Origin of the sequence: Sphingomonas sp. LR59 (genome assembly GCF_036855945.1) — a bacterium.
Taxonomy (GTDB): Bacteria; Pseudomonadota; Alphaproteobacteria; order Sphingomonadales; family Sphingomonadaceae; genus Sphingomonas.
Map to the genome: position 1 here is coordinate 652,779 of NZ_JASPFL010000001.1, position 24,772 is coordinate 677,550.

General features: G+C 61.9%; 21 protein-coding genes and 2 pseudogenes. 14 read left to right on the forward strand and 9 right to left on the reverse strand.

The genetic code is table 11. From position 1 onward, the window contains the following. Positions 1-196: 196 nt before the first annotated feature. On the forward strand, positions 197-1,156 hold the full coding sequence (locus QP164_RS03060; protein WP_333922088.1) for an IS481 family transposase: 960 nt from the start codon (positions 197-199) through the stop codon (positions 1,154-1,156). Then, a complete protein-coding gene (locus QP164_RS03065; protein WP_333924170.1) occupies positions 1,090-1,563 on the forward strand; it encodes an AI-2E family transporter in 474 nt (157 codons plus the stop codon). The genes QP164_RS03060 and QP164_RS03065 overlap by 67 nt, the downstream gene beginning before the upstream one ends. A 237-nt stretch (positions 1,564-1,800) precedes the next feature. On the opposite strand, the gene QP164_RS03070 is transcribed toward QP164_RS03065, so the two are convergent. Then, positions 1,801-3,357 carry an MFS transporter gene (locus QP164_RS03070; RefSeq protein ID WP_333922089.1) on the reverse strand — a complete coding sequence of 519 codons (1,557 nt, stop codon included), beginning with the start codon at positions 3,355-3,357 and terminating at the stop codon, positions 1,801-1,803. A 637-nt stretch (positions 3,358-3,994) separates the two neighbouring features. On the opposite strand from QP164_RS03070, the gene QP164_RS03075 reads away from it, so the two are divergent. Together QP164_RS03075 and QP164_RS03080 are read left to right on the forward strand one after the other, a co-directional pair. Further along, positions 3,995-4,972, forward strand: coding sequence for a TerC family protein (locus QP164_RS03075; protein ID WP_333922090.1), 978 nt, complete (start codon positions 3,995-3,997; stop codon positions 4,970-4,972). Positions 4,973-5,132: 160 nt separating this feature from the next. Beyond that, positions 5,133-5,966: pseudogene (locus QP164_RS03080) on the forward strand (MipA/OmpV family protein). On the opposite strand, the gene QP164_RS03085 reads toward QP164_RS03080, so the two are convergent. Next, the gene (locus QP164_RS03085; RefSeq protein ID WP_333922091.1) at positions 5,956-6,453 is read right to left on the reverse strand and encodes a hypothetical protein; all 498 of its coding nucleotides are present in this window, start codon (positions 6,451-6,453) and stop codon (positions 5,956-5,958) included. The pseudogene QP164_RS03080 and the gene QP164_RS03085 overlap by 11 nt on opposite strands. Before the next feature lie 483 nt (positions 6,454-6,936). After that, entirely contained in the window at positions 6,937-7,221 is a 285-nt protein-coding gene (locus tag QP164_RS03090) for a hypothetical protein (RefSeq protein ID WP_333922092.1), read from the reverse strand. Positions 7,222-7,656: 435 nt separating this feature from the next. Here QP164_RS03090 and QP164_RS03095 point away from each other — a divergent pair, with 435 nt between their 5' ends. The 6 genes from QP164_RS03095 (at position 7,657) to QP164_RS03120 (ending at position 13,308) form a co-directional block, all read left to right on the forward strand. Further along, positions 7,657-7,800, forward strand: a complete 144-nt coding sequence (locus tag QP164_RS03095) for a DUF465 domain-containing protein (RefSeq protein ID WP_333924171.1) — start codon at positions 7,657-7,659, stop codon at positions 7,798-7,800. Positions 7,801-7,892: 92 nt separating this feature from the next. Further along, complete coding sequence (locus QP164_RS03100; protein ID WP_055876914.1) at positions 7,893-8,342, forward strand: hypothetical protein; 450 nt, start codon at positions 7,893-7,895, stop codon at positions 8,340-8,342. Further along, on the forward strand, positions 8,339-9,082 hold the full coding sequence (locus tag QP164_RS03105) for a TorF family putative porin (protein WP_333922093.1): 744 nt from the start codon (positions 8,339-8,341) through the stop codon (positions 9,080-9,082). The genes QP164_RS03100 and QP164_RS03105 overlap by 4 nt, the downstream gene beginning before the upstream one ends. Before the next feature lie 787 nt (positions 9,083-9,869). Then, a complete protein-coding gene (locus tag QP164_RS03110; RefSeq protein WP_333922094.1) occupies positions 9,870-11,282 on the forward strand; it encodes a diguanylate cyclase domain-containing protein in 1,413 nt (470 codons plus the stop codon). 561 nt (positions 11,283-11,843) lie between these two features. Then, complete coding sequence (locus tag QP164_RS03115) at positions 11,844-12,518, forward strand: hypothetical protein (protein WP_333922095.1); 675 nt, start codon at positions 11,844-11,846, stop codon at positions 12,516-12,518. A gap of 43 nt (positions 12,519-12,561) precedes the next feature. Then, complete coding sequence (locus QP164_RS03120; protein WP_333922096.1) at positions 12,562-13,308, forward strand: hypothetical protein; 747 nt, start codon at positions 12,562-12,564, stop codon at positions 13,306-13,308. A gap of 885 nt (positions 13,309-14,193) precedes the next feature. On the opposite strand, the pseudogene QP164_RS03130 reads toward QP164_RS03120, so the two are convergent. Beyond that, positions 14,194-14,528 (reverse strand): annotated as a pseudogene (locus QP164_RS03130) (HPP family protein); the annotation flags it as partial. Positions 14,529-15,047: 519 nt separating this feature from the next. Here QP164_RS03130 and QP164_RS03135 point away from each other — a divergent pair. The 3 genes from QP164_RS03135 to QP164_RS03145 all read left to right on the forward strand — a co-directional run bounded on the left by QP164_RS03135 (position 15,048) and on the right by QP164_RS03145 (position 18,214). Next, positions 15,048-16,358, forward strand: coding sequence for a cation:proton antiporter (locus tag QP164_RS03135; RefSeq protein ID WP_333922097.1), 1,311 nt, complete (start codon positions 15,048-15,050; stop codon positions 16,356-16,358). A gap of 321 nt (positions 16,359-16,679) precedes the next feature. Next, positions 16,680-17,844 (forward strand): IS3 family transposase gene (locus tag QP164_RS03140; RefSeq protein ID WP_333922098.1). Its coding sequence is split into 2 segments (ribosomal slippage): positions 16,680-16,936 and positions 16,935-17,844, totalling 1,167 coding nucleotides; the frame shifts between segments, so codons are not numbered across the junction. 49 nt (positions 17,845-17,893) lie between these two features. Next, positions 17,894-18,214 (forward strand): hypothetical protein, encoded by a 321-nt coding sequence (locus QP164_RS03145; protein ID WP_333922099.1) that lies wholly within the window; start codon positions 17,894-17,896, stop codon positions 18,212-18,214. Between the two features lie 9 nt (positions 18,215-18,223). Here QP164_RS03145 and QP164_RS03150 read toward each other — a convergent pair whose 3' ends face one another. Continuing rightward, positions 18,224-19,135, reverse strand: a complete 912-nt coding sequence (locus tag QP164_RS03150; RefSeq protein ID WP_277984178.1) for a LysR family transcriptional regulator — start codon at positions 19,133-19,135, stop codon at positions 18,224-18,226. A gap of 113 nt (positions 19,136-19,248) precedes the next feature. On the opposite strand from QP164_RS03150, the gene QP164_RS03155 reads away from it, so the two are divergent. Beyond that, entirely contained in the window at positions 19,249-20,025 is a 777-nt protein-coding gene (locus tag QP164_RS03155; protein ID WP_132898237.1) for an SDR family NAD(P)-dependent oxidoreductase, read from the forward strand. Positions 20,026-20,165: 140 nt separating this feature from the next. On the opposite strand, the gene QP164_RS03160 is transcribed toward QP164_RS03155, so the two are convergent. The 4 genes from QP164_RS03160 to QP164_RS03175 are packed head-to-tail and all read right to left on the reverse strand — an operon-like array spanning position 20,166 to position 24,548. Continuing rightward, a complete protein-coding gene (locus tag QP164_RS03160) occupies positions 20,166-21,713 on the reverse strand; it encodes a GMC family oxidoreductase (protein ID WP_333922100.1) in 1,548 nt (515 codons plus the stop codon). Further along, positions 21,710-22,684, reverse strand: a complete 975-nt coding sequence (locus QP164_RS03165) for an alpha/beta hydrolase (RefSeq protein ID WP_333922101.1) — start codon at positions 22,682-22,684, stop codon at positions 21,710-21,712. The genes QP164_RS03160 and QP164_RS03165 overlap by 4 nt, the downstream gene beginning before the upstream one ends. Then, positions 22,681-23,052 (reverse strand): alpha/beta fold hydrolase, encoded by a 372-nt coding sequence (locus tag QP164_RS03170; RefSeq protein ID WP_333922102.1) that lies wholly within the window; start codon positions 23,050-23,052, stop codon positions 22,681-22,683. Before QP164_RS03170 ends, QP164_RS03165 begins: the two co-directional genes overlap by 4 nt. Continuing rightward, the gene (locus tag QP164_RS03175) at positions 23,037-24,548 is read right to left on the reverse strand and encodes an FAD-dependent oxidoreductase (protein ID WP_132898238.1); all 1,512 of its coding nucleotides are present in this window, start codon (positions 24,546-24,548) and stop codon (positions 23,037-23,039) included. Before QP164_RS03175 ends, QP164_RS03170 begins: the two co-directional genes overlap by 16 nt. Between the last annotated feature and the right edge of the window lie 224 nt (positions 24,549-24,772).

Consider the following 24,772-nt stretch of genomic DNA (forward strand, 5'->3'; position numbering starts at 1 on the left):
AAGGTGTTCGAAGGAGGGTTCGCTGAACGGCGTCCGTGAAGGTTTTCGTGATAGTGGAAGACGTGGTCGGACTGTCAGCAGCAACGATCGCTATCGTGCCCGGCTTCACCACGGATCCGGCGACCGGCGATTGTACTAGGTGTTTGATCCCACGGTTTGATGGTGCGATCCTTTCGTTGGAATGGAAGGAAGCCATATGGGACAGGTACGTCACGGGAGCGCCACGACCACGCACGCCATCAGAGCAGCAATACAGCGATCGCAAGCTTCGCTCTCGACGCTGAGCCGGGAGCTTGGGATAAACCCGAAGACGGTGGCGAAGTGGCGTAAGCGAACGACGGTCGAGGATTTGAAGACCGGGCCGAAGGCCCCTCACTCCACGACCCTAACCGAAGCCGAGGAGGCAGCGGTCGTCGCATTCCGGCGTCACACGTTGCTGCCGCTGGACGACTGCCTCTACGCATTGCAGCCGTCGATCCCGCACCTGCGCCGGTCAGCACTGCACCGCTACCTGCAACGCCATGGCATCTCCCGTCTGCCGGACATCGAAGGCGACAAGCCAAAGCGGCAGCGCTTCAAACGCTACCCTATCGGCTTCTTCCACGTGGATATCGCCGAGGTGCAGACCGCCGAAGGCAAGCTTTATCTGTTCGTAGGCGTCGACCGCACGAGTAAGTTCGCGGTGACGCAGTTGGTCGACAAGGCTGACAGGCGGACGGCTTGGGAATTTCTGGAACACCTGCTGAAAGCGGTGCCGTACCGAATCCACACGATCCTGACCGACAACGGCATCCAGTTCGCCGAGCAGCCGCGCAACCGCAACACCGCCTGGTCGCGGCAGATGCGCTTCGACATGATCTGCGAAGCCAATGACATCGAGCACCGGCTTACCAAGCCGAACCACCCTTGGACCAATGGTCAGGTTGAGCGGATGAACCGCACCATCAAGGAAGCCACCGTCAAACGCTTCCACTACGAGAGCCACGAGCAGCTACGGACGCACCTTGCCGACTTCATGGCTGCGTATAATTTTACCCGCCGACTGAAGACGCTCAGCGGCCTCACACCCTACGAATACATCGCCAAGATCTGGACGTCAGAGCCGGACAGGTTCATCGTCGATCCGATCCACCATATGCCGGGACTAAACACCTAGTCGGGGCGGCACAGGGCTCGGTCGGCGGTGCCATCATGACCCTACTCGGCGTGCCCAACGCTCTTTTGTGGGCGGTCGTCATGGCGCTATCGTCGCTGCTGCCTGCCGTGGGGACAGGTATTGTCTGGGTGCCGGTGGCGATCTATCTCTTTGCGACTGCTGACATGTGGCACGGGCTGATTATGACCGCGTCTGGCCTTCTCGTGATCGGGTCGGTGGACAATGTGCTGCGTCCGATCTTGATCGGCCGGGAGACAAACATCCCGGACTTCGTGGTTCTGGTCACAACCCTTGGTGGGCTGGCGGCGTTCGGGTTCAACGGCCTGCTGATCGGACCCGTTGCCGCAGCGATCTTCATCACGGTGTGGAGTCTAATCGGGTCTGCGAATAGCCCCTCCTATCAATGAGCACAGTACCATCGCGACGCTTGAGATTGTCGGGCGCTAGTGGGCTACTGACGGACGCGTAGTACCTGTCGGAAAATACACGATAGTCGCCAATCGGGGTTGGCGACGGCGTTTTGCAACGCTCGAGAGGCTACCGTCTGGAATCACCTGTTTGTCATGCAGTCGTGATTGCGACTGGGTTTTTCACATATCTGACCGCTGAGGAGGACACTCCGCAGGCCTATGTCGAGCCGACAGCTAAGCCGTTGTTTCCAGCTCGCGTAAGCTGCGGCCTCGCGTCTCTCTTCCTGCGCGCCCGATCAGTACCGCTGACAGCGTCATTGGTACAATTAGCGCGATTGCCGCGCCCCCCATCGTCGGGATCAGCCCTGCGAAGGCGCCCAGCTGGACAGCAACGCCACCAAATTTGCTACTCCCCGCGATAAGCCCGGTGGCACGCCCACGGACCCGTAATGCGTAGTTTTCGGCTGCATAGGGAAGTAGCACGGCGATCAATCCGTTTGTGCCAACAACCAACAATGCGATCACAGCGATGAGCAGTGGTGGCCAAGCCAGCGTAGGCGCCGGCAGTAGGGCTCCGGCAAGCCCGGCGAGTGTGAGAAGCACAGTGCCGATCAGGGTGCGCTTGCTGCTCCATCGGCTGTAAAGGAAGGCCGCGATCATGATCGTGGGCAGGGCAACAAGTGCTGAGCTTGCGATGATGCCGCTCGCAAGCTCAGCACTGAAGCCTCGATCCTGGAGATCGGAAGGCAACCATAGCAGCAAGCCGAAGTTGACGAAGCTCCAAGACACGGCCGTGATCACCAGGGCGATAGTCAACTCGCGGTGGTGAGCCGCGGCGCTGCCAGCGTCCGCTGGCGCTGCTTGCGGCGCACGCCTGACGATTCCGAACTTTCGAGCCATGTCCGCTAGTTCGGCGTCCATACCCCGTTCCAACAGAAATCGCGGGGACTCAGGTATCCACCTTGCCATCGCAAGCAGCAGCAAACCGGTGGGAAAGCCCTGCAGCCACAAGCTACGCCAGCCGAACAGGGGCTCGAACAGATGCGCTGCACCGCTAGCTGCGAGGTAGCCACCGACCAGTCCCGTACCACCAACCAGCACAAGGACCCAGCTTCTATGCCGCGGAGGCATGATCTCTGCTAACAGCGTGTAGACGACGGGCAGCATTCCGCCAGCCGAGCACCCCATCAGAAAACACATGACCAGGTTCCAGCTGTAGGAAGGCATAGCTCCGCAGATGGAGGTCGAAACGAACAGGATCGTCGACAACAGGATCGACACACGTCGACCGTAGATGTCCGCAAGCCATCCCCACAAGAACGAGCCAACTGTGGTCCCCGTAAGGGCAACGAACGGAAGCAGGGCAACGGTCGATTTGGCGAGCCCATACTCGCCCCGCATGCCGGGAAGAACGAAGCCGAGCGTTGCTGGCTTCATAGTGTCGATGATGAGCCCGAGGGTAAGCACCAGCAGAACGGCCGCATGCGAGCGCGTCAGAGGGGTATCATCGGGCGCTTCATATGCGACGCCAACGCCTGCCCTGTGATCAGGCCGTTTCTTGGGTAAAGCGCCAAATATAGCTGCCGGCACGCCGACGCCGATCAGCGCCATGCCCAGGTACATCCATCCGTCCATCGGCATACCCGACAGGTGATTGCCCATCGTATGGGCCATCGCGAGCATCGGTAGGTGAAGTGCAACCCCAACGCTGATCGCCGCACAGCCTGCCCAGAAGAGCGGCCAGCGCTCGCCGACCACCGAGTTTCCGCGGCTGCTACTGCCATTCGCCATTCATTTCCCCCACCAGCAGTAGCGACATACGCCGCACGGCTTGCCTGCCGCAAGCAGAGTACCTGCCGGCGGGCACGTTGCGGCTCATGGCTTGGCGAATGGCCTTCAGGCTTGCGGATCGCCAAACTGAGTGTCCAGAAGCAAGTGTTTTCGACCGACCCCTTTTTCCGGTCAGCGTAATATTTTGGGAAGGGAAGTGCGGCAGTTTGAGTGCCGACTACAGTAATTATCAAACAGTGAAACAGCTTGATCACCGGGAGCCATGTCCTATCTAGAAAGAGCGGGCCGGGCCCCTCTGACAATTTCCCTCGGGTTATTGTGATGTCGGACCGCATCGGGTTATCTCGATATAGGCCTGGCCGCTTTGCCTCCTGTCGTCGTTGATGATCCGAGCTTTCGATCACCGATTGAAAAGAGGCTCTGAGCATGGAAACGAACAGATCGGCACAGCTCCATCAGCAGTTGGACGAGCACGCGCGTATCGCGATGGCGCGCCGAACCCCGACTTCTCCAATTGTGCTGCAATTGTAGCGCTTTGAGTTGGGCCTGAGAGGCCGCTTGTGCCCACCACACGCGAGATACCGGCCCTCCTGACCGCTGATCTCGCCCCACGTCATCATGTTTGTTAGAGGTCCCCATGCCTGAGCTGCTCTCCTTGTCATTCCTTGGTACGCCTGTCTGGATGTGGCTGGCATTTTTCGGCATCGTCGCAACGTTGCTGATCCTCGATCTGGGTGTGTTGCACCGCGGACAGCGGGAAATCGGTGTGCGCGAGAGCCTCGCATTGTCAGCAGGTTACATCACGCTGGGACTGGCGTTCGGCGGGTGGATTTGGTGGTATATCGGGCCTACTGCCGGTCTCAACTACGTGACGGGCTTCGTCATCGAGAAGAGCCTCGCGATGGATAACGTGTTCATCATCGCCATGATATTCGGCTACTTCGCCATTCCCCGCATCCACCAGCACCGCGTACTGTTCTGGGGCATTCTAGGTGTCATTGTCCTGCGTGCAGTGATGATCGGTTTTGGCGCGGCGTTGGTCGATCGGTTCGAATGGGTATTATACGTCTTTGCGGCCTTCCTGGTTTTCACCGGTATCAAGATGTGGCTGACTGCCGACACGGAATATGACGTAGCCAGTTCGCCCGTTTTACGCTGGGTTCGCCAGCGCATGCCGGTTACCGACCAACTTCACGGGGAACGTTTCTGGGTGAAAGAGCAGGACCCAGCAACTGGGCGCATGCGCCGGATCGCCACGCCGTTACTACTGGCTCTGGTCATGATCGAATGCGCTGACGTCATCTTTGCGGTCGATTCCGTGCCGGCCATCTTCGCGATCACCACGGATCCATTCATCGTCTACACGTCGAACATCTTTGCTATCCTTGGGTTACGCGCGCTCTATTTTGCGCTCGCCGCAATGGTCGACCGGTTCCATTACCTGAAATACGCCTTGGCTGCGTTGCTGGTGTTTATTGGCTCGAAAATCTTCGTTGCCGACATGTTCGGGTTCGCCAAATTCCCGCCCGCAGCGTCGTTGGCGGTAACCTTTGCGATACTGGGTTGCGGCGTCGGCTGGTCCCTGTGGAAAACGCGAGCGGCTGCTTCGGCCTGAGTTTGAACGCGTCCGCCGGCATTGAAAGCGGACCGGTCATACGCTGTGGGTATAGCCGTACTCCATTTACCGGGACTGGCGTTTACGACGCACAGGGATAAGGTGGCTGCTGATTATGACCGTCCGGCCGTCCACCAACAGGGTCAAAAAAGGGATCAAGATGCGCGCCGTTTTAGCCATCATCGCGCTAGTCTCTGCTCAACCTTGCTTCGCGCAAACTGACCCGAGGTCAAGCCCGCCTGCAGATCGGCCATTGGAGGCAGGCACTGCCGGATGGAGCATTACCGTTGGCGTTGCGCCAGTCCTCAGCCCTGCATGGCAAGGCTCGCGAGACATGGCCTTGTCGATTTTCCCCGACTTGCGGATCAACTACAAGGACGTGATCTTTGCCTCAATTCCTGACGGTTTGGGCTGGAACGTGGTGAACCACGACGGGTGGAAGGCAGGACCTCTCGCCAAGCTCCGCTTCGGGCGAGATGAGGAGCGCGGGGGATCGCCGTTCCTCATTACAGGCGGGAGTGACGCGCTACGCGGCCTCGGCGACGTAGATGCAGCTGTTGAGGTGGGAGGCTTCGTCGAGAAACGGGCTGGGCCATGGCGTGGACGGATCGAAGTTCGTCGCGGCTTCGGCGGGCATGACGGCGTTGTCGCCGACGGGTCAGTTGCTTACCAGGCGCGCCGGGGACGGACCATCATCAACGTCGGGCCTCGAGCAACGCTGGCAAGCCGCGAGTATATCGAGACGTATTTCGGCATCGATGCGCTCCAGTCGCAACGGTCCGGGCTTAGACCTTAATCTGCGTCAGGCGGACTATTGTCCTACGGTGTAGGCGGTACCGTAATTCGTCCCCTGAACCGGCGAAGCGCCGTCACGCTTTTTACTGGCCTGGATCGACTAGGTCAGAACGCAGGCGATTCACCCCTCATCCGCGAACGCGGGCGCCGGACCCAATTCACCCTAGGTCTCGGCTACGGATTTAGGTTCAACCTGTAATCGAACCAGGCGCATACCCCCGCCGTCGATATCCGGCGATCAAGCCTGCAATAACGAGGATCGCGGCAGCGCCGGTTGCTACGGCAATAGGTCCTGCAGCTTGGCCACCTGCAGCGAAGATAGCAGCAAGCGCCCAAAGGAAAACAGCTGCGTACGGTAGATTGCCACATCCTCGGATCAGCACGGTGGCCGCGATGAGTCCGGCAATCACGATCACCGCTGCACCGATCCCAGGAGCGGCTGCACCGCCCTCCACGCCGTGATATCTGAGGCTAGCCGCGATGTTGACGGTGGTAGCGACGGTCAACCATGCGGCGAGCGCGCTCAACGGAAGGTACGCACACCACCACGCGGTTTTCGACACCGTCGCATTCGACAGGGCATGATAGGCAACGATCAGGCACGTCAGCGTGAAGGTAATGATCAGAACCGATACGACGCTTAACCCGTACAGCTGTGTGTAAGCAGCCCAGAGTGCGTTTCCCAAAATGCGCCAGCTGCCGGCCAGCGCAGGTGATGAAGCAACGCATCTTGGCGCTGTGCGGGCATTGCCTGAAAAACGGCAAACACCGTGGCTCCGAGGTAGAGCGCGCCCCAGATCGAGAATGCCCAGCCTGCCGGGGTTATCAAAGTTCGGACCGCCAGAGACCGGGATCCGATAGGCTCACCGATCCTAATCTGCGGTAAAAGAGGCGTCAGAATTTGAAGCGCTGCTGTCAGCAGCACCGCGAGATGCGGCAGATTTAACGCGGTCCGTTGGGGTAAGGTATTCGTTGCCATTTTTCCACAACGGCCGATCGGCTTACGCGTTGCAATGTCACAAAGGAACTCGCTCGCATTCAGCGCTATCGTGCCTAAACGGTCCTCGGGCGCCTGACATATTGTCACTTACCCGAGGCTTCAGTGGGACGACCCAGAGACCTTTACCCACAATCCCGGTTGCGACGCGAAGGCGGTATCTTATCGTGTTCTAAAGTGCGGAGGATAAGACGCAATATACCAGCACCGGTACGCCAACCAAAACGATCAAAAGTACCAGGTTGAGCTCCATAAGTCGGCTCAGCCCGCCCTTACCTTCATTCTGTCGGGCTTCGGCATCAGCCTTAGAATAGCCTTCTACGATTTCCAGATCGAATTTGTTCGAGAAAAAGCTTTGTGGTCGCATCCGCAGGAAAGGCTGAGGTGCTGGATTGGCAGCTTGATGCTGACGGTCATCCTGACACAAATCATCGGATTTCGTGACTTGGTTTTCCACTACACGGTTTCCACTTATTCGAGATCATGGGCGCACAGAACGCGTCCCAAAGGTCAGATCGAATAATGCCCGAACTCGAACGGCAATGGCCGCGAGCTCGGGCTAAGCGCGTGCGGCGAGTTGGCCGGCGTGGTCGCGGAAACGCTTATGTGTCGCAGGAGCGTACATGCCAGTAACATTGGGGACCCGTGTCCTAATGTCAACTCCTGCAAATCCATTCGCTCTCCTATTGACCTTGACCGGCGAAACCCTAGCTTGAGGGAGCGGGCCGGGCCCCTCTGGCGATCGTCTCAGGACGAACGTGATGTCGGACCGCATCGGGTTATCTCGATGTCTAGGCCTGGCCTGTTTGCCTGCTTTCATCGCGACTGATCCGATCGTTCAATCGTTGGTTGGAGAGCGGCTTTGCCTATATTTTCTCACAAGTTGACCCAGTTGCATGCCCGGCTGGATGAGCAGATCCGCGGCGAGGTGAAGCGACGCATGCCCGATACCTTGTGGCTATTTCGGCTGAAGCGGTTGCGTCTCGACGTGAAGGACCGCCTGCACGCGCGCGCCTTGCGGCCGCAATTCAGCTGAACCGACACGCTGAACCATCGTTGTAGAATCATCGTCCGTAAGGATTGGCTTTACCGATCAGAATGGATCGGGATGGCAAAAGGAGAACGAATATGGCCTATTTTCTAACCGCCGGCTTGGTGCTTGCTGCTACCGGGGCGGCCCTCGGCATGACTGTCGATCATCAGAACCAGGTGGATCACCGCAGCGGTCCGGTCGCCGTCAAATATCGCGGTGACGTTGTCATCACGCACAAGCAGGTGGGCGCGGTTGCACCCGGCGGAAGACCGTCGTCGCTACGCTGCGACTGGGCGGCGAGCATGTCAGTGGCACGGCACGCGGTCGCGGCGTCGGGTACCAGGCTGGTGCGCAGCATCGACAGCGAACCGGTGATTTCCGGCACCCGGCCCGGCTGGTGCGTTGCGAGCCATGGCGCGATCAAGAAGGAGGTCGCGACGAAGTCCGCGGACATGCAGCAGCATCTGGTAAAGCTGGCGCAGGAAGACGAGCAGATGCTGCGCGTCGAGCTCGACCGGATCCACGGTCCGCAGCGCGCAGGATGATCCGGCGCGTTCGATTGGCGGGCGTGCTCGGTGCCGCAAGTTGCGGCCTGATCACGCCCGCGTTTGCACAAGATGTCGGGTCGGTAACCTTGGAAATGATGAGCGAAGAGGAACGGCGCGGGCTGAGCTGGAGTGAGGGACGTGCCGCGCTAGCGGGCGATATTCGCGTCTCGCGCGGCCGGCTCGATGCATCGGCGCGCGTGGTAACGCTTCGGAACAGCGTGCGACACGGTGGCGCCGATGCGGTCGTCGACCTTTCGGTGGGAACCGACTGGGATCTGGGTGCGGTGCGTATCCGTACCGACGCCACCGGCCACGCATTCGTGGGCGCGCGGGGCCGCATGGACTATGTCGAGGCCGGCGTATCGGCAAGCTATGCCTATGGTCCGCTCTACGCCACGGCCGGCGTGATCGGCGCGCCGTCGCAGCGCGCGATCGGTGGCAGCAACGTGTATGTCTATGCGAACGCCAATGCCGGTATTCCTGGTACGCCGCTGACGATGCTGGCCGAAGTCGGCCACTCGTCCGGCAGCGTCCGCGACCCCAGTCGGGTGCAGCGTCTTCGTCCGGGCGGCAGTTACACCAACTGGCGGCTGGGTCTCGAGCATCGTCGTGACCGTCTGACGATCGGCGTCGATTATATTGGGACTGACGTCTCCCGCACCGCCACTGCCAGCAGGTTTGCCGATCAACGCAACGCCGGAAACAGAATCGTAGGGCGCGTACAGGTTTCGTTCTGACGATTACCGCGGTCAGTGAGTGCCCATTAACGCTGATGTGTATACGATCTGCCTCGGCAGAACCGTCTGTATATGTTAAACAAACGGCCGGTGCGGTTGAAAAATAGCCTGACGTCGCGCTGCTGATCGTATCGACCGGGATCGAGTCCGAGAACGCCCTATCCGTCTCGATCATCGTTCGTTTGCGGGATTAGAAGTCGCGGATGGTAAGTTTTGCTGGCGAGCGAACTTGTTTGCTGCCGCCTTCACGATATCGGGCTGATTGCTATTAAAAAGGCCGTGACAAACTATCGGGAATAGCACGCAACGCGATTGCCGTTCGAAGGCATTTATGAAGATGCGCGCCTACCAACGGTTGGTCACCAGCATCCGCGACCGCCAAAGCCTGACCGAAACCCGTTATTAGACGTTCGAGGCGCTGAGCGGTTGTTTCGCCGTCCATCATGGCTTCAAAGCCTTGATCATTTTGGCGTACCCGGCAGCACGAACCAGATGAGCGATGCGAGCTGAAACGTCGTTACTGGTTTCGGCCTGTTCCCGCGCGCGCGCTTCGTTACGAACAAGAGTGCTCAGATCGCTCGAGTTGGACACGTTTATGCTCCTATCAAGCGGGAGCGCTCCAGCGTCTCTCAGTCGCCGCCATGCCATTAGCGAGTCGCGGCGATGTACCGACCCTGTACATGCCGTTAACCCGATGCCAACCTCACTTATGCTACCGTCCCCCATGGTAAACCTAACCGGCATAGTCGACGAGGTAGCGCGGCTGGACGCGCTTCGTGCTCTCGATATGCTCGACACTCCCCCTGAAGCCGAGTTCGACGCCATCGCTGTAGGGGCGCGGCACCTCTTTGGCTGCAAGTTCGCTTTCGTTTCGTCAGTTGACGCGGACCGGCAGTGGTTCAAGGCAGCGTGCGGCCTTGAGGCTAGCGAGACACCACGAGATGTGTCTTTTTGCACCCATACGATCGCTGCCGACGATCTGCTCGTCATTGCGGACACGCGCGAAGACCCGCGCTTTGCAACCAATCCTATGGTGGTGGATACACCCTTTGTGCGTTTCTATGCAGGCGTGCCGTTGCGAGTGACACCACCAGGAGGAGGTGCCGCGCTGCCGATCGGCACCTTGTGCGTGGCTGACGACAAACCGCAGGATCCGACCCGCGAAAAGCTGGAGATACTCGCCGGTATGGCGCGGGTCGTCGAAGCGCTGCTTGAGGCGCGCCGGACCAGCAAAGAGAACCTACAGCTGGCGCTTGATCGCCAGGAGGCCCTCGGTGACATGGCCCGCACGCACAGACTGCTCCAGCACGCCGAACGCATGGCAAGGATCGGGTCGTGGCGCCTCGAGCTTGAAGGCGGACGGATACACTGGTCCGATCAGACCTACGCGATCCACGGCCTGGCACCGGGCTCGCAAGCGCAGCTTGCCCTAGCTATGCAGTTCTACCCCGAAGACGATCGTGCCAAGTTGGAAGCAGCGCTAGACCGCTGTGTGCGGCAAGGGACTGCATGGGATCTGGAGCTGAACTTCACAGATGCGCAGGGGCGGCCCCGTCGCGTGCGCACATTGGGTGAGATCGATGAGCGCGCCGGTAAGCGTGTCGCCGTCATGGGAGTGATCCAGGACATCACGGACCGGTACCAATTCGAGCGCCGCCTGGTTGCGGTAGCTCGAACCGACGAACTGACGGGCATACCAAGCCGACGCGCTTTTAACGAAGAATTGGAAGCTGCGCTCGATCGCGCCCGGGAAGGCGCACCGCTTGCTATCGCAATCATCGATCTGGATCGGTTCAAGGAGGTCAACGACCGGCTTGGCCATGCGACAGGGGACAAGGTTTTGCAGGTGATGGCCGCCAAGCTGCAAGCAGTACAGTATCTGGGCGATCACTCCATCGCCCGACTGGGCGGGGACGAGTTCGTGCTGATCCTACGCGGACGGCGTACGGACGAAGAACTCGTCCAAGACATCGCGCGATTGCTCGCAGACCTACGCTACGCCGTGCCTGACGACCGTAGCGTTATAACGGTGTCTGCGACGATCGGAGCCTGTGTCTATGGCGCAAGTTATGTCGATCGGGCTTCGTTGCTTAAAGAGGCAGACGAGGCTCTGTACCGCGCGAAGCGGATGCAGCGAGGCACGGGCGCTATTGCAGGCAACAGCGCCCATATCCAAAGTTTGGTTGGTGAGCCGCGATAATCTGCTTTGACCCCGGCACCTGGTTGGCGAGAATAGGATTCAGGCATTTTGCATGTGACAATGAGCCGATGAGCACCGGACTGATGAAGATCCCCGTCTTGCTGGTATCCGGTGTCCTGTACTGGCTTTTCGTCCGCTGGGTGACAGGCGCGGCGGAACCCTGGGATGCCGACGCCTACTGGCGTCTCTGGTACCCGTCCTCGTTGGGCCTAGCTGCGCTAGCAGGGGCAGCGTTCAAGACGAGGGGGTGGATGGCAGGAGTTATCCTGACGTTTGCCCAGCTTCCTGTGATATGGCTCAACGCTGGGACTATCTCGCTCTGGGTAATCGGCCTGGCAATGTGCTGCGTCCTCGCTGTGCCGGCTGTCGCAATCTCAGCTTTTACCGGCTGGTTTGCGGCTCGCTCACGACCGTTGTGACAGGTCGCGAATGGATCCGCCGGTGCATCAGTAAAGATCATGGTAGGACCTGTTCGCCCGCGCTGGACGGTGCCCTTACCGTGTGCAGCGAGCCGGAGTGTCGACCGGAGGATGGATCGTGTTGAAGCGAGTTGGACCGGCGGTGGCGGCGATGGGATTGCTAGCCACCGCCGCGGCATCTGCCACGATACGGTCGCCCGTGGGTCTGCAGTGTACGGCGGTAACAACCTGGGCTTGCGCGGAAGCGAAGACCTGCAAGCGACGCGAAGGCGAGGCCAAGGAAAGCTACAGCTTCGACTTGGTAGCGAAGACGTATCAGGCACCGCATGATCGAGGAGCGATCGCCGCGTTCGAAACTGACGACGGCGGCTTCATGACCTTCCTGCTCAGTGGCGGCCCACGTTACGTCCACAAGAACGTCGACGCCGGCGATCCGATGACGTCGTTCCTGTACATGTCGTCGATGGATATGCGAGAACTGCGGTGCAATGCACGCTACGCGCCGGATGCATCAGCGGTTGCATCCGGCGCCAGTCGCAGTCTTACCGGTCATTACCACCTGTTAGGTGTGATGGAGACGGGATCGGAACTGCTGCTACGTCCAGATCAAAGCTTTGTCTGGTTCATGAGCTACGGCGCCGCGGATCAGGCGGCGGAGGGCAAGTGGCGGGTCAATGGCGACGCGGTCCTGCTGGAGGCCGGAACCGGACCCGGCGCTGCCGCAGAACCGGCCTTCCGGCAATTGCGGTTGCTGATTGACCATGGTGCGCTGCTGCTGAACGGCACGGATAAAGGCCGGTACGAGCGGCATGCGTAACGCTGGAGTTGATCCTGCGTACTGGCGGGGTAGTACCGCGAACATGGATCATCGTCACCACCGCGCGACCACGTCGCCGACGCGCTTCACCCTGAGGCGGTTTCCGGTGCGAGCGATGGTCGCCGTCGCGGTTGCCAGCGCGTTGGCGGCATCGCCAGCCGTGGCCCAATCCGAGCATGAGGTGCTGCCGACGCCGGCATCGCTAACGCAGGTCCTGTCCTGCCAGTCGCGCGACGCGCTCGGAACCTTCGCCGAGTTGCTTTTCCTGCAGTATCGCCCGCCAGCGTGGATGCGCCCGAGTAAACTTCCTAAGGCGCTCGACGGCATGATCGGGTTGTATGGCTTCGCGGTCGAGGGCAACGTCTCGGTGTTCGGGGAGCCGGTCGACCACGTCTATTTCATGAGCGACTGGGTCGTTGCGCTGCTACCCCGCGCAAGCGCCGAGCGGGTGATTGCTGCCCAGAAGATGACGCGGGCGCCGATCGCGATCACGGAACAATATTACCGCTTTGTCGATCCCGAAACCGGGCCGATGATCGGCGGGTTCGCGCCGACCGGTGATGCGATGGCGAAAATGTTAGTCGATGCCTTCGGCGGCGATCCGGCCGCGAAGTCTGCGAAGGTGCCGCCATCGACGGATCCGAAAATGCTCCTGGTCGGGTGCAATTACGCCGTGGCGTCGCAGGAAGATTTTCTAGATGCGGCACGTGGCGCCGAGGATACCATGCGCAAGGCAGGCGCGGATATCCGGCGGATGGCCGAAGAAGGTGAGGCTCGCCCGCCACGGTGATCGTCTTGCGGAAGGCGCAGCCGGGAGTACCGTAATTTCAGTGCGACCTGGCAGGATGCCTTCGGATTGCGCAGACCTCCCAATCGCCGAAAACCCGCATCCACGGAATGCATCATTCCGACCGTCTAGTCGACGGGAGTTGCCATCTAAAACACGGCGCGCCGATACGTCGAAGACTTTTACCGCTGTCGGACGGCCGAGAAACTAACGAAGATACCCCGAACTATTCCTGTCGCCAAACTCGGGCGAACGCCCAAGAGCAACCCTGACTAGTATCCCGAATCCTCTGGTATCCTAAACTCTCTTTAGACAGAGCAATAGCGTCATTTTCCGTCTACTTCTCGAATAATGGTGTGAAGCCACTTTAGCAGAAGCGTTGCTGAAAAAATGGCAACCCAAGAAAATATAGGATCCGCTTCTTGGACTAAACCGACCTGAGCAATCCAAATTGTGGCGGTCAGTATTGCCATTGTAAGCGATGTTAACAATATTTTTCCCGCTCTCGCTTCCGATCGCCAGAGCAAATCGCAAAACAACGCTATAAATAGTGCAAGAAGGATATTAATAGATTCTATAATCTAAAAAACTCCCGTTTGCATTACAAATATGAATTCAAAGTCAAGTTCGTGGGCGCCTGTCGAGAATTCCGCTTGCCGCCCGACTGGCCGCGTGGAACTCAACACGCCGGAACAGCAGGTCGAGGTCTTCCCGGCTCACATCGAAGGTTTCTCCGAGATCCGCGAGCGCAAGGTCGATGTCTAGGGGGTGCGGGATGCTTAACTCGGATGCAGCAAGCTTGTGACCTACTACCGGGACTGCGCGGTGCGGGTAGGAATGGCCCGAAACCCGGTGGAACGCGATGCCAGCCAAGATTAGGATCAGTGAATTAACGCCGACCGGGACGAGAGGGAAAGCGTAACCAGCTTCCAGCACTGAAGGCCCACCGATCACTGCTGTCAACGCAGCAGCCCCGCCGGGGGATGAAGGCAGCGTAGGAGCGACATGACCAGAATTGCCCCGCCCACAGCAACCCCTGCCGCCAGATACGGTATGGGTACGAAGCGGGCCGCTGTTACGCCGACCAGCGCCGATATGATGTTACCGCCGACCACTGACCAAGGTTGTGCCAATGGGCTCGCCGGGACGGCAAAAATTAGCACTGCAGAAGCGCCGATCGGCGCCACCAGCAACGGGAGCGGCCCAGATCCGTGCAGCGCCATAGCGCACACGAGGCTCGTCAGTGCGACCCCGATTACCCCCAATACACGCAAAAAGGCGGTCACGCAGGGTTGCACCAGCAAGCATCATGGGGAAAAATGGCCGTCTCATATTCTCAGATTACCTACAACGATGGAGACCAAACCGCGGTAACCACATCAACTACAACTGCTCAATTGTTAGCAGAATTGCCAAGCTCGGTGTGTCGGATATGGCAGGCACGCGACTGAGCCTCCTTACGAACTGAGCTTACGCCGAACCGGACCCTGCAACGTTCTACCGATCCCTGTGCCATGGGGGCATGATCGCGGTCCACGCTGAAGGCGTGACATTAGAACGACTACCCTGTGGCGCTTGGGCAACAGAACCTGGAGCGATCATCAGGAATGCTTGAGTGCATGTACCATCTGCAATGCATCCGGCTTGAAATCGGCCCCGATTTGCGTCTTCTTCCGCGGTAGGTAGCGGCACCGCGGACACAATCGACAATCGATCGGCTGGCTGGCGCATGGGGGGGACATATGGCTCTATCTGAGCTGAGCGTAGCATTCTTTTTGCAGGTCTTCGTCATCGTCGCCGCATGCCGTGCGATGGGCTGGATCATGAAGCGCTTCTTCGATCAACCGCAAGTCATCGGGGAGATGATCGCCGGCGTCATCCTGGGGCCGTCGCTGCTCGGGCTGCTTGCGCCCGACGTCCAGGCGATGATCTTCCCCAAGGATGCAAAGCCGGTGCTGTATGTCTGTGCCCAGCTCGGCGTCGGGCTCTACATGTTTCTCGTCGGCCTTGGCTTCCGCACCGACCATTTCCGATTGAACGCAAGGAGCGCGGTTGCTGTTTCAGTGTCTGGCATGGCCGCGCCTTTCCTCGTTGCCGTGGCGCTCACGCCGTGGCTCCTCAACCTCGATCTCTTCGGCAAAGGCATAACCAGCGTCCAGGCGACGCTTTTCATGGGTGCCTGTATCTCGATCACCGCGTTTCCCGTGCTCGCGCGCATCATTCAGGAACGCGGGCTGACGAAGACGCCGCTCGGTTCGCTGGCACTGTCTGCCGGTGCAATCGACGATGCCGGTGCGTGGACGGTGCTCGCGATCGTCCTGGCGAGCTTTGGCGGAGGTCCGGAGGTCGCCATCAAGGCCATCGTTGGCGGCGGTCTGTTTGCCGCGTTCATGATTGTCCTGGGTCCAAAGCTGCTGGCGCCACTTGCCCGTTGGGCGGAGCGTGAAGGTAAGGTCACCCCGCAAATCCTGGCCGTCGTGGTCATGCTGTTTGGGTTGAGCGCTTGGGCTATGGACGCTGCCGGACTGCACTCGGTGTTCGGAGGCTTTCTGCTCGGTGTGGCAATGCCGCGTGGGCTGCTGACCCGTGAGATTAGAAAGCAGGTTGAACCGTTTACCACAGCGCTGCTCGTGCCGACGTTCTTCGCCTTCTCAGGGCTCAACACGCAACTCACAATGGTCAACAGCCTCAACCTGGCTGCCATCGCTACCGTGATTCTAGAGGGTTCGGTTGCGGCCAAAGGGTTGGCATGCTGGGCGGCAGCCCGTGTCACGGGTCAGGACAATGCGACCGCCATGGCGGTCGGCACGCTGATGAATGCACGCGGGTTGATGGAGCTCATCATCATCAACATTGGTCTGCAAAAGGGCATCATCGGTCCTGCGCTGTTCTCGATGCTGGTCGTCATGGCCATCGTGACGACGCTGATGGCATCGCCCCTGTTCGAGCTTGTGTATGGTAGAAAAGCGCGGGCGTCTGGCGAGCTTGGCCAGCTTAATGAGGCAGACGATAACGAGGACATAGTAGCCGCCCCTGCCAAAGGCCTCGCCTGACATCTCGCGTGGAGTACATATGAGTTAGGGCAGCGCCACCCGCCAACCAGCGAGCTGCTGCGATTCAAATCGGACCTTCGATTGTTCATACGCCACAACAGACGATGCTAATTATAAGCTGTCCCGGCTCAATCATGCGGTGGCTCAAGCTGCTACCGGGTGTTCTGATCTTCATGCCCGCGGTCGGCCAGGGGCAGCGGGCTGGATTATGGGAGACCCGGGTCAGCATCGCCGGTGCTGCGCAAGTTGCACCAGTCTGACGTGACCCCCGTTTTTTCCTCCAGTTGGAGCTAGAGTCCGACCCCGGAAAGGGACGGACAGATGAAGCGGAAGCAGTTTTCGGAAGAGCAGATCATCGGCATCCTGAAGGAGGCCGAGGCGGGCGCGGTAGTGACGGACCTGTGCCGGCGGCACGGGATGTCGAGCGCGACGTATTACGCGTGGAAGGCCAAGTTCGGAGGGCTGGAGGTGTCCGACGCGAAGCGGCTGCGAGCGCTCGAGGAGGAGAACGCCCGGCTCAAGCGGCTGCTGGCGGATACGATGCTCGACAACGCGGGTCTGAAGGACCTGCTGTCAAAAAATGGTGACGCCTGCCGCGAAGCGGGAAGCGGTCGCGCATCTCCAGACGGCGCTGGGGATGAGCGAGCGGCGGGCGTGTGCTGTCGTCGGAGCGGATCGCAAGAGCATGCGGTACCGCTCGTGCCGGGGAGATGATGGCGACCTGCGGTCGCGATTGCGTGAGCTGGCGCAGCAGCGCCGGCGGTTCGGCTATCGGCGGCTGCACATCCTGCTGCGCCGGGACGGCATCACGATCAACCGCAAGAAGACCCAGCGGCTCTACCGCGAAGAGGGTTTGACGGTGCGTCGTCGCAAGGGACGCAAGCGTGCTGTCGGCGCGCGGGCGCCGGCCCCCGTGCTGGCGCTGCCCAACCAGCGCTGGAGCCTGGACTTCGTGCATGACCAGATGGCCACGGGGCGGCGGTTCCGCATCCTCAACATCGTCGACGACGTGACACGCGAGTGCTTGCGGGCGGTGCTCGACACCTCGATCTCGGGCAAGCGCGTGGTACGCGAACTCGCTAATCTGATCGCCGAGCGCGGTGCGCCCAAGATGATCGTCAGCGACAACGGGACCGAACTGACCTCGAACGCGGTGCTCGCGTGGTCGGGCGATGCCGGCGTCGAGTGGCACTATATCGCCCCGGGCAAGCCGACGCAGAACGGGTTCGTCGAGAGCTTCAACGGTCGCATGCGCGACGAGTTGCTGAACGAGACGCTGTTCTTCACCATCCGCCAGGCGCGCGCGATCCTCGCGCGCTGGGTCGACGACTACAACACTGAGCGGCCGCACTCCTCGCTCGGCTACGCCACACCAGCGGCCTTCGCCGCCGAACTCGAAAAGCAACGGGCGGGTTTAAACCCGCCCGTTGCTTCACCCGCGCTCCTGCGCGACAACAACGGTCGGTCTCTGGTTGCCGCTGGATGAAAAACGGGGGTCACGTCAGAACCTTTTCCTGCTGTTCTGGCTCAGCCTGGTGCCGTTCGTGATCCGCTGGCTCGACGAAAGCCAGTTCGCGGCGGGTGCGACTGCCGCCTACGGGATCGTCCTCGGGCTTGCCGCGATCGGCTATACGCTGACCGAGCGCGCGATCATCGCCTGCAACGGAAAGACCTCCGCGGTCGCCCGCGCGATCGGCTCGGACTGGAAGGGCTGGGGCAGCATTGCGCTCTATACGCTGGCGGTGCCGCTGGCGTTCGTCAGCCGCTGGATCGCGATCGGGCTGTACGTATCCGTTATCGCGCTGTGGCTGATTCCGGACCGCCGTATCATCCGCGTGCTCGACGCCGCCGACTGACGCGCACGCTCAGCCGCCTGAGCCCTGTACGAACGCGCGCAGGCGCGGAACCGCGAAATCGAGGAAGGCGCGCACCCGGCGTGGCAGTTCGCGCGCGCCGACCGACAGCGCGTGGACGCTTTCGGTGTCGCCGGCGGAGGGACCGGGGAGCACTTCGACTAGGCGACCCTCAGCCAGTTCGTCGCGGACATGGAAATCGGCGAGCCGCGCCAAACCGACGCCGGCAACCGCCATGCGCCGGACCGTCTCGCCGTTGTTGGCGATCAGCGATCCCCTGACGGCGCGCTCGACGATCCGTCCCCCGTCCGCGATCGGCCACGACGTGATCGTCCGGCGGAAGTTGAAGCCCAAACAGTCGTGGTCGGCAAGATCCGCGAAATCGACCGGAACGCCGCGGCGTGCGAGATAGTCCGGCGATGCGACGATGACGCGGCGTGCGGTCCCGAGCTTGTGCGCGGTCAATGACGAGTCAGGCAGGATGCCGATCCGAAACGCGATGTCGGTCCGGTCGAGATAGAGGTCGACGATATCGTCCGACAGCGAGAGATCGACGACGATATTGGGATAGAGCTGCCAGAATGAGGGCAGCAACGGCTCGATCGCGAGCGTACCGAACCCGACCGATGCCGTGATCCGTACCGTGCCACCGGGGCTAGCGGCGCCTTGCATCAACTGGCTGTCGAGGTCGTCCAGGTCCGCCAGCAGCATCTGGGCGCGCTCGTAATAGAGCTGCCCCTCGGCGGTCAAAGACAGTTGCCGCGTCGATCGCTCGATCAACCGCACCCCGATCCGGGCTTCGATCCGCGCGATCAGCTTGCTCACCGTCGACGGTGTCATCAGCAACGCCCGCGCAGCCTCGGAAAAGCTGCCGGTGTCCACCACTCGCAGGAAGACCTGCATCTCGCCCGCGCGGTTATCCATCGGCCACCTGTGAAATTGCTTCACGGGTAAAGCGCCAAGCTGCGCGATTATCAAGCGCGGGGAGCAGTCCTACCTGGGGTTTAACGGACACTGAACTAATCAAGGACATTCGCATGGACCTGAAACTTCGCGGCAAGAGCGCCCTCGTCACCGGATCGACCGCCGGCATCGGACTTGAGATCGCCCGCCAGCTCGCCACCGAGGGTGCAGACGTCATCATCTGCGGTCGCGACCAGGGCAAGCTAGATGCTGCCGCCGCCGACATCGGTGCAGCGCGTGCCATCCTCGCCGATGCAGCGACAGCCGAGGGCGCAGCGGCGCTCGTCGCGGCAGTGCCGGCGGTCGACATCCTTGTGAACAACCTTGGCATCTACGAATCCAAACCGTTCGCCGAGATCACCGACGACGACTGGCGTCGCTTCTTCGAGGTCAACGTGCTGTCCGGCGCGCGGCTTGCGCGTGCCTATTTTCCCGGCATGCTGGCGCGCGACTGGGGGCGGATCATCTTCATCTCGAGCGAATCCGCCGTGCTGATCCCGCCCGACATGATTCACTACGGCATGACCAAGACCGCGCAGCTCGCCATCTCGCGCGGTCTCGCGGCGCTGACGAAAGGCACCAACGTCACGGTCAATACAGTGATGCCGGGCACCACGCGCTCCGAAGGTATCGTGAGCTTCCTCAAGAGCGTGGCAAGCGATGCCTCGCAATCGGATGCCGAGATCGAACGCGAATTCTTCAGCCGGGACCGACCGACCTCGCTGATCCAGCGGATGATCGAGCCGGAAGAGGTCGCCAGCATGGTCGCCTATGTTGCAAGCCCGCTGGCTGCGGCGACCAACGGTGCCGCGTTGCGCGTTGATGGCGGGATCACGCCAACGATTGTGTAGCGAAGACCTGACCCATCGAACTTGATTCAGCGCGCATCGGAGCGGTTTCTTGTTTGCAGAATATGAACGAATGGCACAAGTTGGGCGCTGGCTAAGTAGGTGCGAACGTCCGTTTGTGGGTCCTGCCGTACTCGCCATCCTCAACCGCTCCCGAGTATCCGATCCGCGGTACGCAGGCTCAGCGCCATGATGGTCAGCGCGGGGTTGGCGGCGAGCGAGCTCGGGAAGACCGAATTGTCGCAGATCCACAGATTGTCGACCTCGAAGCTGCGACCCCACGGATCGACGACCGCGGTGTCGCCGTTCTCGCCCATCCGGCAGGTGCCGATGGTATGCGCGGCGCGGGGCAGGGTGACGATATCGTGCGCGCCCGCCGCCTGCCAGATCGCGGTCATCGTCGCGACCGCGTGATTGTCGATCGCCTGCTCGTTGGCGCCATAGCCGAACGTCACGCGCGCCTTGGGCACGCCGAACGCATCGGTCTCGTCGGCGAGCACCAGCCGGTTGTCGTCGCTCGGTAGGCATTCGCCGTTGATGCCGATGCCCGCGAGATGGAGGTATCTGTCCATCACGTCGACCAGCCCCTGGCCCCAGCGCCCGCCGCCGCGCGCGAACGATGTCGCCAACGTGACCGGCTGCACGCCGAGGCTCTGCATGAGATAGCCGCCCGCGAAGTCCGCGCCGTCGGGGCGCAGCATATCCTCGCTGATCAGCGATGAGGGATAGCCGCGGTTGCAGCGCATCTCGGCGTCGAAGCGGCCCCAGACCTGCGTCGCGACATGCGCCATGAAGTTGCGGCCGACCTGACCGCTCGCATTGCCGATACCCATATGGAGCAGCAGGCGCGGGGTCTCGACGCCGCCGGCGCTGAGCACGACCGCGGCGCACCGCTGACGGTGCTCCTGCCGGCCGTTGCGGTAGACTACCGCGACGATCCGGCCGGCGGCGTCGCGCTCGACCCCGGTCATCCGGCAGCCGGGGCGGATCTCGGCGCCGGCGGCGACCGCGAGCGGGAGATAGGTGGTATCCATCGACGCCTTCGCGCCGTTGCGGCACCCCTGATGGCAAGCGCCGCAATTGACGCAGGCCTGACGCAACCCGCCGCCTTCCTGCCGCCAGTCGCGCGAGACCAGCGCAGCGGGGGCGTCGGTCGCGGTGATGCCTACCGCGGCGCACCCCGCCGCCATCGCATCGGCGGGCGCATTGCGCTTGACCGCGGGCAGTTGATAGCGGCGGGCCGCGTCCCAGGGGTAATCGGCGGGGCCCGAAACGCCAATGAACGCCTCGACCTGTTCGATGTAGCGGATCAGCTCGGCGTGCTCGATCGGCCAGTCTTCTCCTTGGCCGGTCAGCGTCTTTAGGCGCAGATCGCGCGGATCGGGACGAGGGCAGAACGCGCCCCAGTGCAGCGTCGACCCGCCAACGCCGGTGCCGCTGTTGTTGCCGCCGAACGCCTGCGGCGTTGCGCCGTCGCTCAGCCGCTCGTCGATCCAGTAGATGTCGCTCGCCGCGAGTTCATCCGGCGTGTGCCGTTGGGGTTCGCCGTTGGGGCCGGCTTCGAGCGCGACCACCTTCAGCCCGGCCTTGGCGAGGCGGGCCAGCAACGGTGCGCCGCCGGCACCGGTGCCGATCACCACGACATCGACGACATCGGTCTCGGCATAGGCGCGCATCTGGTCAAGGTTCATCGTGCGGGCTCCCAGCCTTCGCGTTCGTCGGCGGCGGTCAGCGCATAGCCCTGCTTGCGGACGCCATCGCCACCAATGGCAAAGCCGTCATAGCCGACCCGCGCCATCGTTGCCGGATGCGCGAGCCACAACCGCACGGCGTCGGCGCGAACGTCCTCGAACCACAAGGTCATTTGCTCGGGGGTAAGCGGGGTCTTGGCGGACCAGTCGGCGGCTTCGATCGTGTGGAGCAGGGCGTCGCGGTCTTCACCAGCGAGTTTGGCGAAAGCCCCGTTCGCAAGTGTGTCGAGCGTGTCGAGCCCTGCGCGATAGGCGTCGGCGTCGACGGGAAGCGCGGCGAACCGCCAGCCATCGCCTTCGCCGCCCGCGAGTTGCGTGTCGATCCGCGCGGCGAGGTCGATCCCGTGCTGCGGGATCACGCGGTCGACGAGCGCGCGCAGGGTTTCGAGTTGCTTCGCCGACACGATCTTGGGTTGATAGTCGGGGTCGTCTGCGATCGCGCGTTCGGCCAGCGTCGCGCGGGTGCGCGCGCTCACGCGGTCGGAGGCGATCAGGCGTTCATAGTCGGCGGGGATGCTCGCTGCACCGACGGCGTGCGCGTGATCGCGGATCAGGTGGGCGACGCTGTCCGGCTGTTCGAACGGGAGAAGATGCGCGGCGCCGGCGATGCTCTGAAACCGGGCGTGGGTATAATGCGGCACGTTGAGCTTGCGCTGGTTCGCCTCGCCCAAATCGCCGTCTTCGGCGCCGGCGATGATCACGGCAGGGGTGTTGAGCGTGCCGACCTGATCCGACCAGTCCTCGCGATAGCCCTGTTCGAGCCATGCTCGCCATGCCTGGGGATTGGCGCGCTGAACGTCGGCGACGGCGGCGTCATAGACAGCAGGCGGCAGCGGGGCGGCGATGTTCTGGTCGACGAAGTCGCGGGCGTCTTCGATACCGACTGGGCCCTGCTTCACCCAGTCGATCATCGTCGTGCGGCGTTCGTCGTCGATCGGCTCGGGCGAGGGGGCGACGCGGCCATAAGCACTACGCCGGCCAGCCCGGAGAGGCGTCCCGCCTCCGATCGCTGCGCGAGAATCGTCGCGATCTTGCCGCCCATGCTGTGGCCGACGAGCATCCATCGGTCCGCGTTTTCCGCGCGGATCTGTTCGGCGATGGTGTCGGCCATCTCCTCCACCGTGAACCCGGTCGCGTCGGACGCATCGCCGAAGCCGTTCAGGTCGAGCGGTCGGCAGTCGAACGCGCCGAGTCGCGCGATCACCGCGTCCCACGACCGGGCGCTGCCGCCCAGCGCATGCAGGAAGAACAGCGTCGGGCGCATCACGCCGCGTCCCATGCGGCCTCCTTTTTGAGCGCGATCTCGTCGTGGTTGCCGCAGGTCATCACGGCCTGCTCCTTGCCGTCCTCCTTCAGGAAGACTGCGAAGTCGCCAGCGGCCACATCGCCTTCGATGCGGCGGTCGTCGGGTTTGGCTACGTGACCAACATAATGGAGGCTGGTGTCATACTGCCCGGTCCAGAAGAACGGTGTGTCGCCATAGCCGCCGGTGACTGCGCCGAGCAGCGAGCGCGCTAGCCATTGGCCCTGCCGTTGCGCATGGACCCAGTGCTCGACGCGGATCGGGTGGCCGAGCCTTGGGTCGGCATAGCTCGCGATATCGCCGATCGCGTAGATACCGTCGGCCGAGGTCCGTAACTGCGCATCGACCGAGACGCCGCCGCCAGCGTCCTTTTCTGCGATCTTCAGCCCTGCCGCCTTGGCGAGGTCGATCCGTGGTTCGACACCGACGCCGACCACGAGCAAGTCGCCTTCGATAGCCGTGCCATCGTCGAGCATCGCGGTGTGGCCGTCGTACTGCGCGAGTTCGCAGTCGAGGTGGAAGGTCACGCCCTTCTCCTCGTGGAGCGCCTGCACGAACTTACCCACTTCCGGCCCTGCGACCTTGGCGAGCGGTACGCTGTCCCTGGCGATCACCGTCACCGAAAGCCCGGCTTGGGTAAGCGATGCGGCGGCCTCGAGCCCGATGAAGCTCGCGCCCAGCACGATCGCGCGCTTCGCGTCCTTTGCCGCGGCTTTGACTGCGTCAGCGTCGGCAAGCGTGCGCAGCACGAACACGTTATCCGCGGCCTTCACGGTGTCCGGCGTGACCGGCGTCGCGCCGGTGGCGAGGATGAGAACGTCGTAGGGTACGCGGTCTTGGTCGGCGGTGACGACAGCGTGACCTTCTACGTCGATCAACGCGACAGCAACGCCGGTCCGGACGTTCGGCGCAGGACCGCGACCCAGGCCGGGTTCGGGGAGTGCGGTATCGTCGCGCTCGGCATCGCCTGCGAGATAGTCCTTCGAAACCGCGGTCCGGTCATAGGGCGCATCGGCGTCGTCGGACAGGATCGTGACGTCGCCGCCGAGACCCGAGCGTGCGAGCATGTCGGCGCAGGCGTGCCCCGCCGCACCGCCGCCGACGATGACGACCTTGCCGATCGACCGGGTCGACGGGGTGGCCCGCGTCTGCTCCTCCTTGCCGGTAATGGTGACGACGCCGTCCTTCTCGACCACGGTGAACGTGTCGAGCGGCGCGAACGCAGGGGCGGCGACAGCCTCGCCGTCACTGAGCGAAAAGCGCGCGTGGTGCCACGGGCAGCGCACTGTCCCGTCGATCACGAGGCCGGTTTCCAGCGGTGCGCCCTGATGGGTGCATTTGCCAGCGAACGCGCAGACCTTGCCGCGATGCCGGACCAGAATAACGTCCTCGCTGCCGAATGATCCCGCGACCGGTTTGTCGTCGTGCAGGTCCGCTGCGGGCATGCCCTTGCCGAGATCGATCGTTGCCATGTTCCAAATCTCCCAAATTCCGGAGTGAACGATGCAAATCGACATCCGGTGCCGTGGAAATTCGTTCTCGGTCAGCAGCTTCGACTGCAAAAGTGCTTTGCATCAACGATTACCAAGCTCGCCAAGTAAGATGATTCGCGCTCGGAAACCGTCTGCTACAACAATCGTGCTTAGAACCGCTTCTGGGCCTGCTAGCTGGGGCAAGCGGATCACCGACCCCTCTG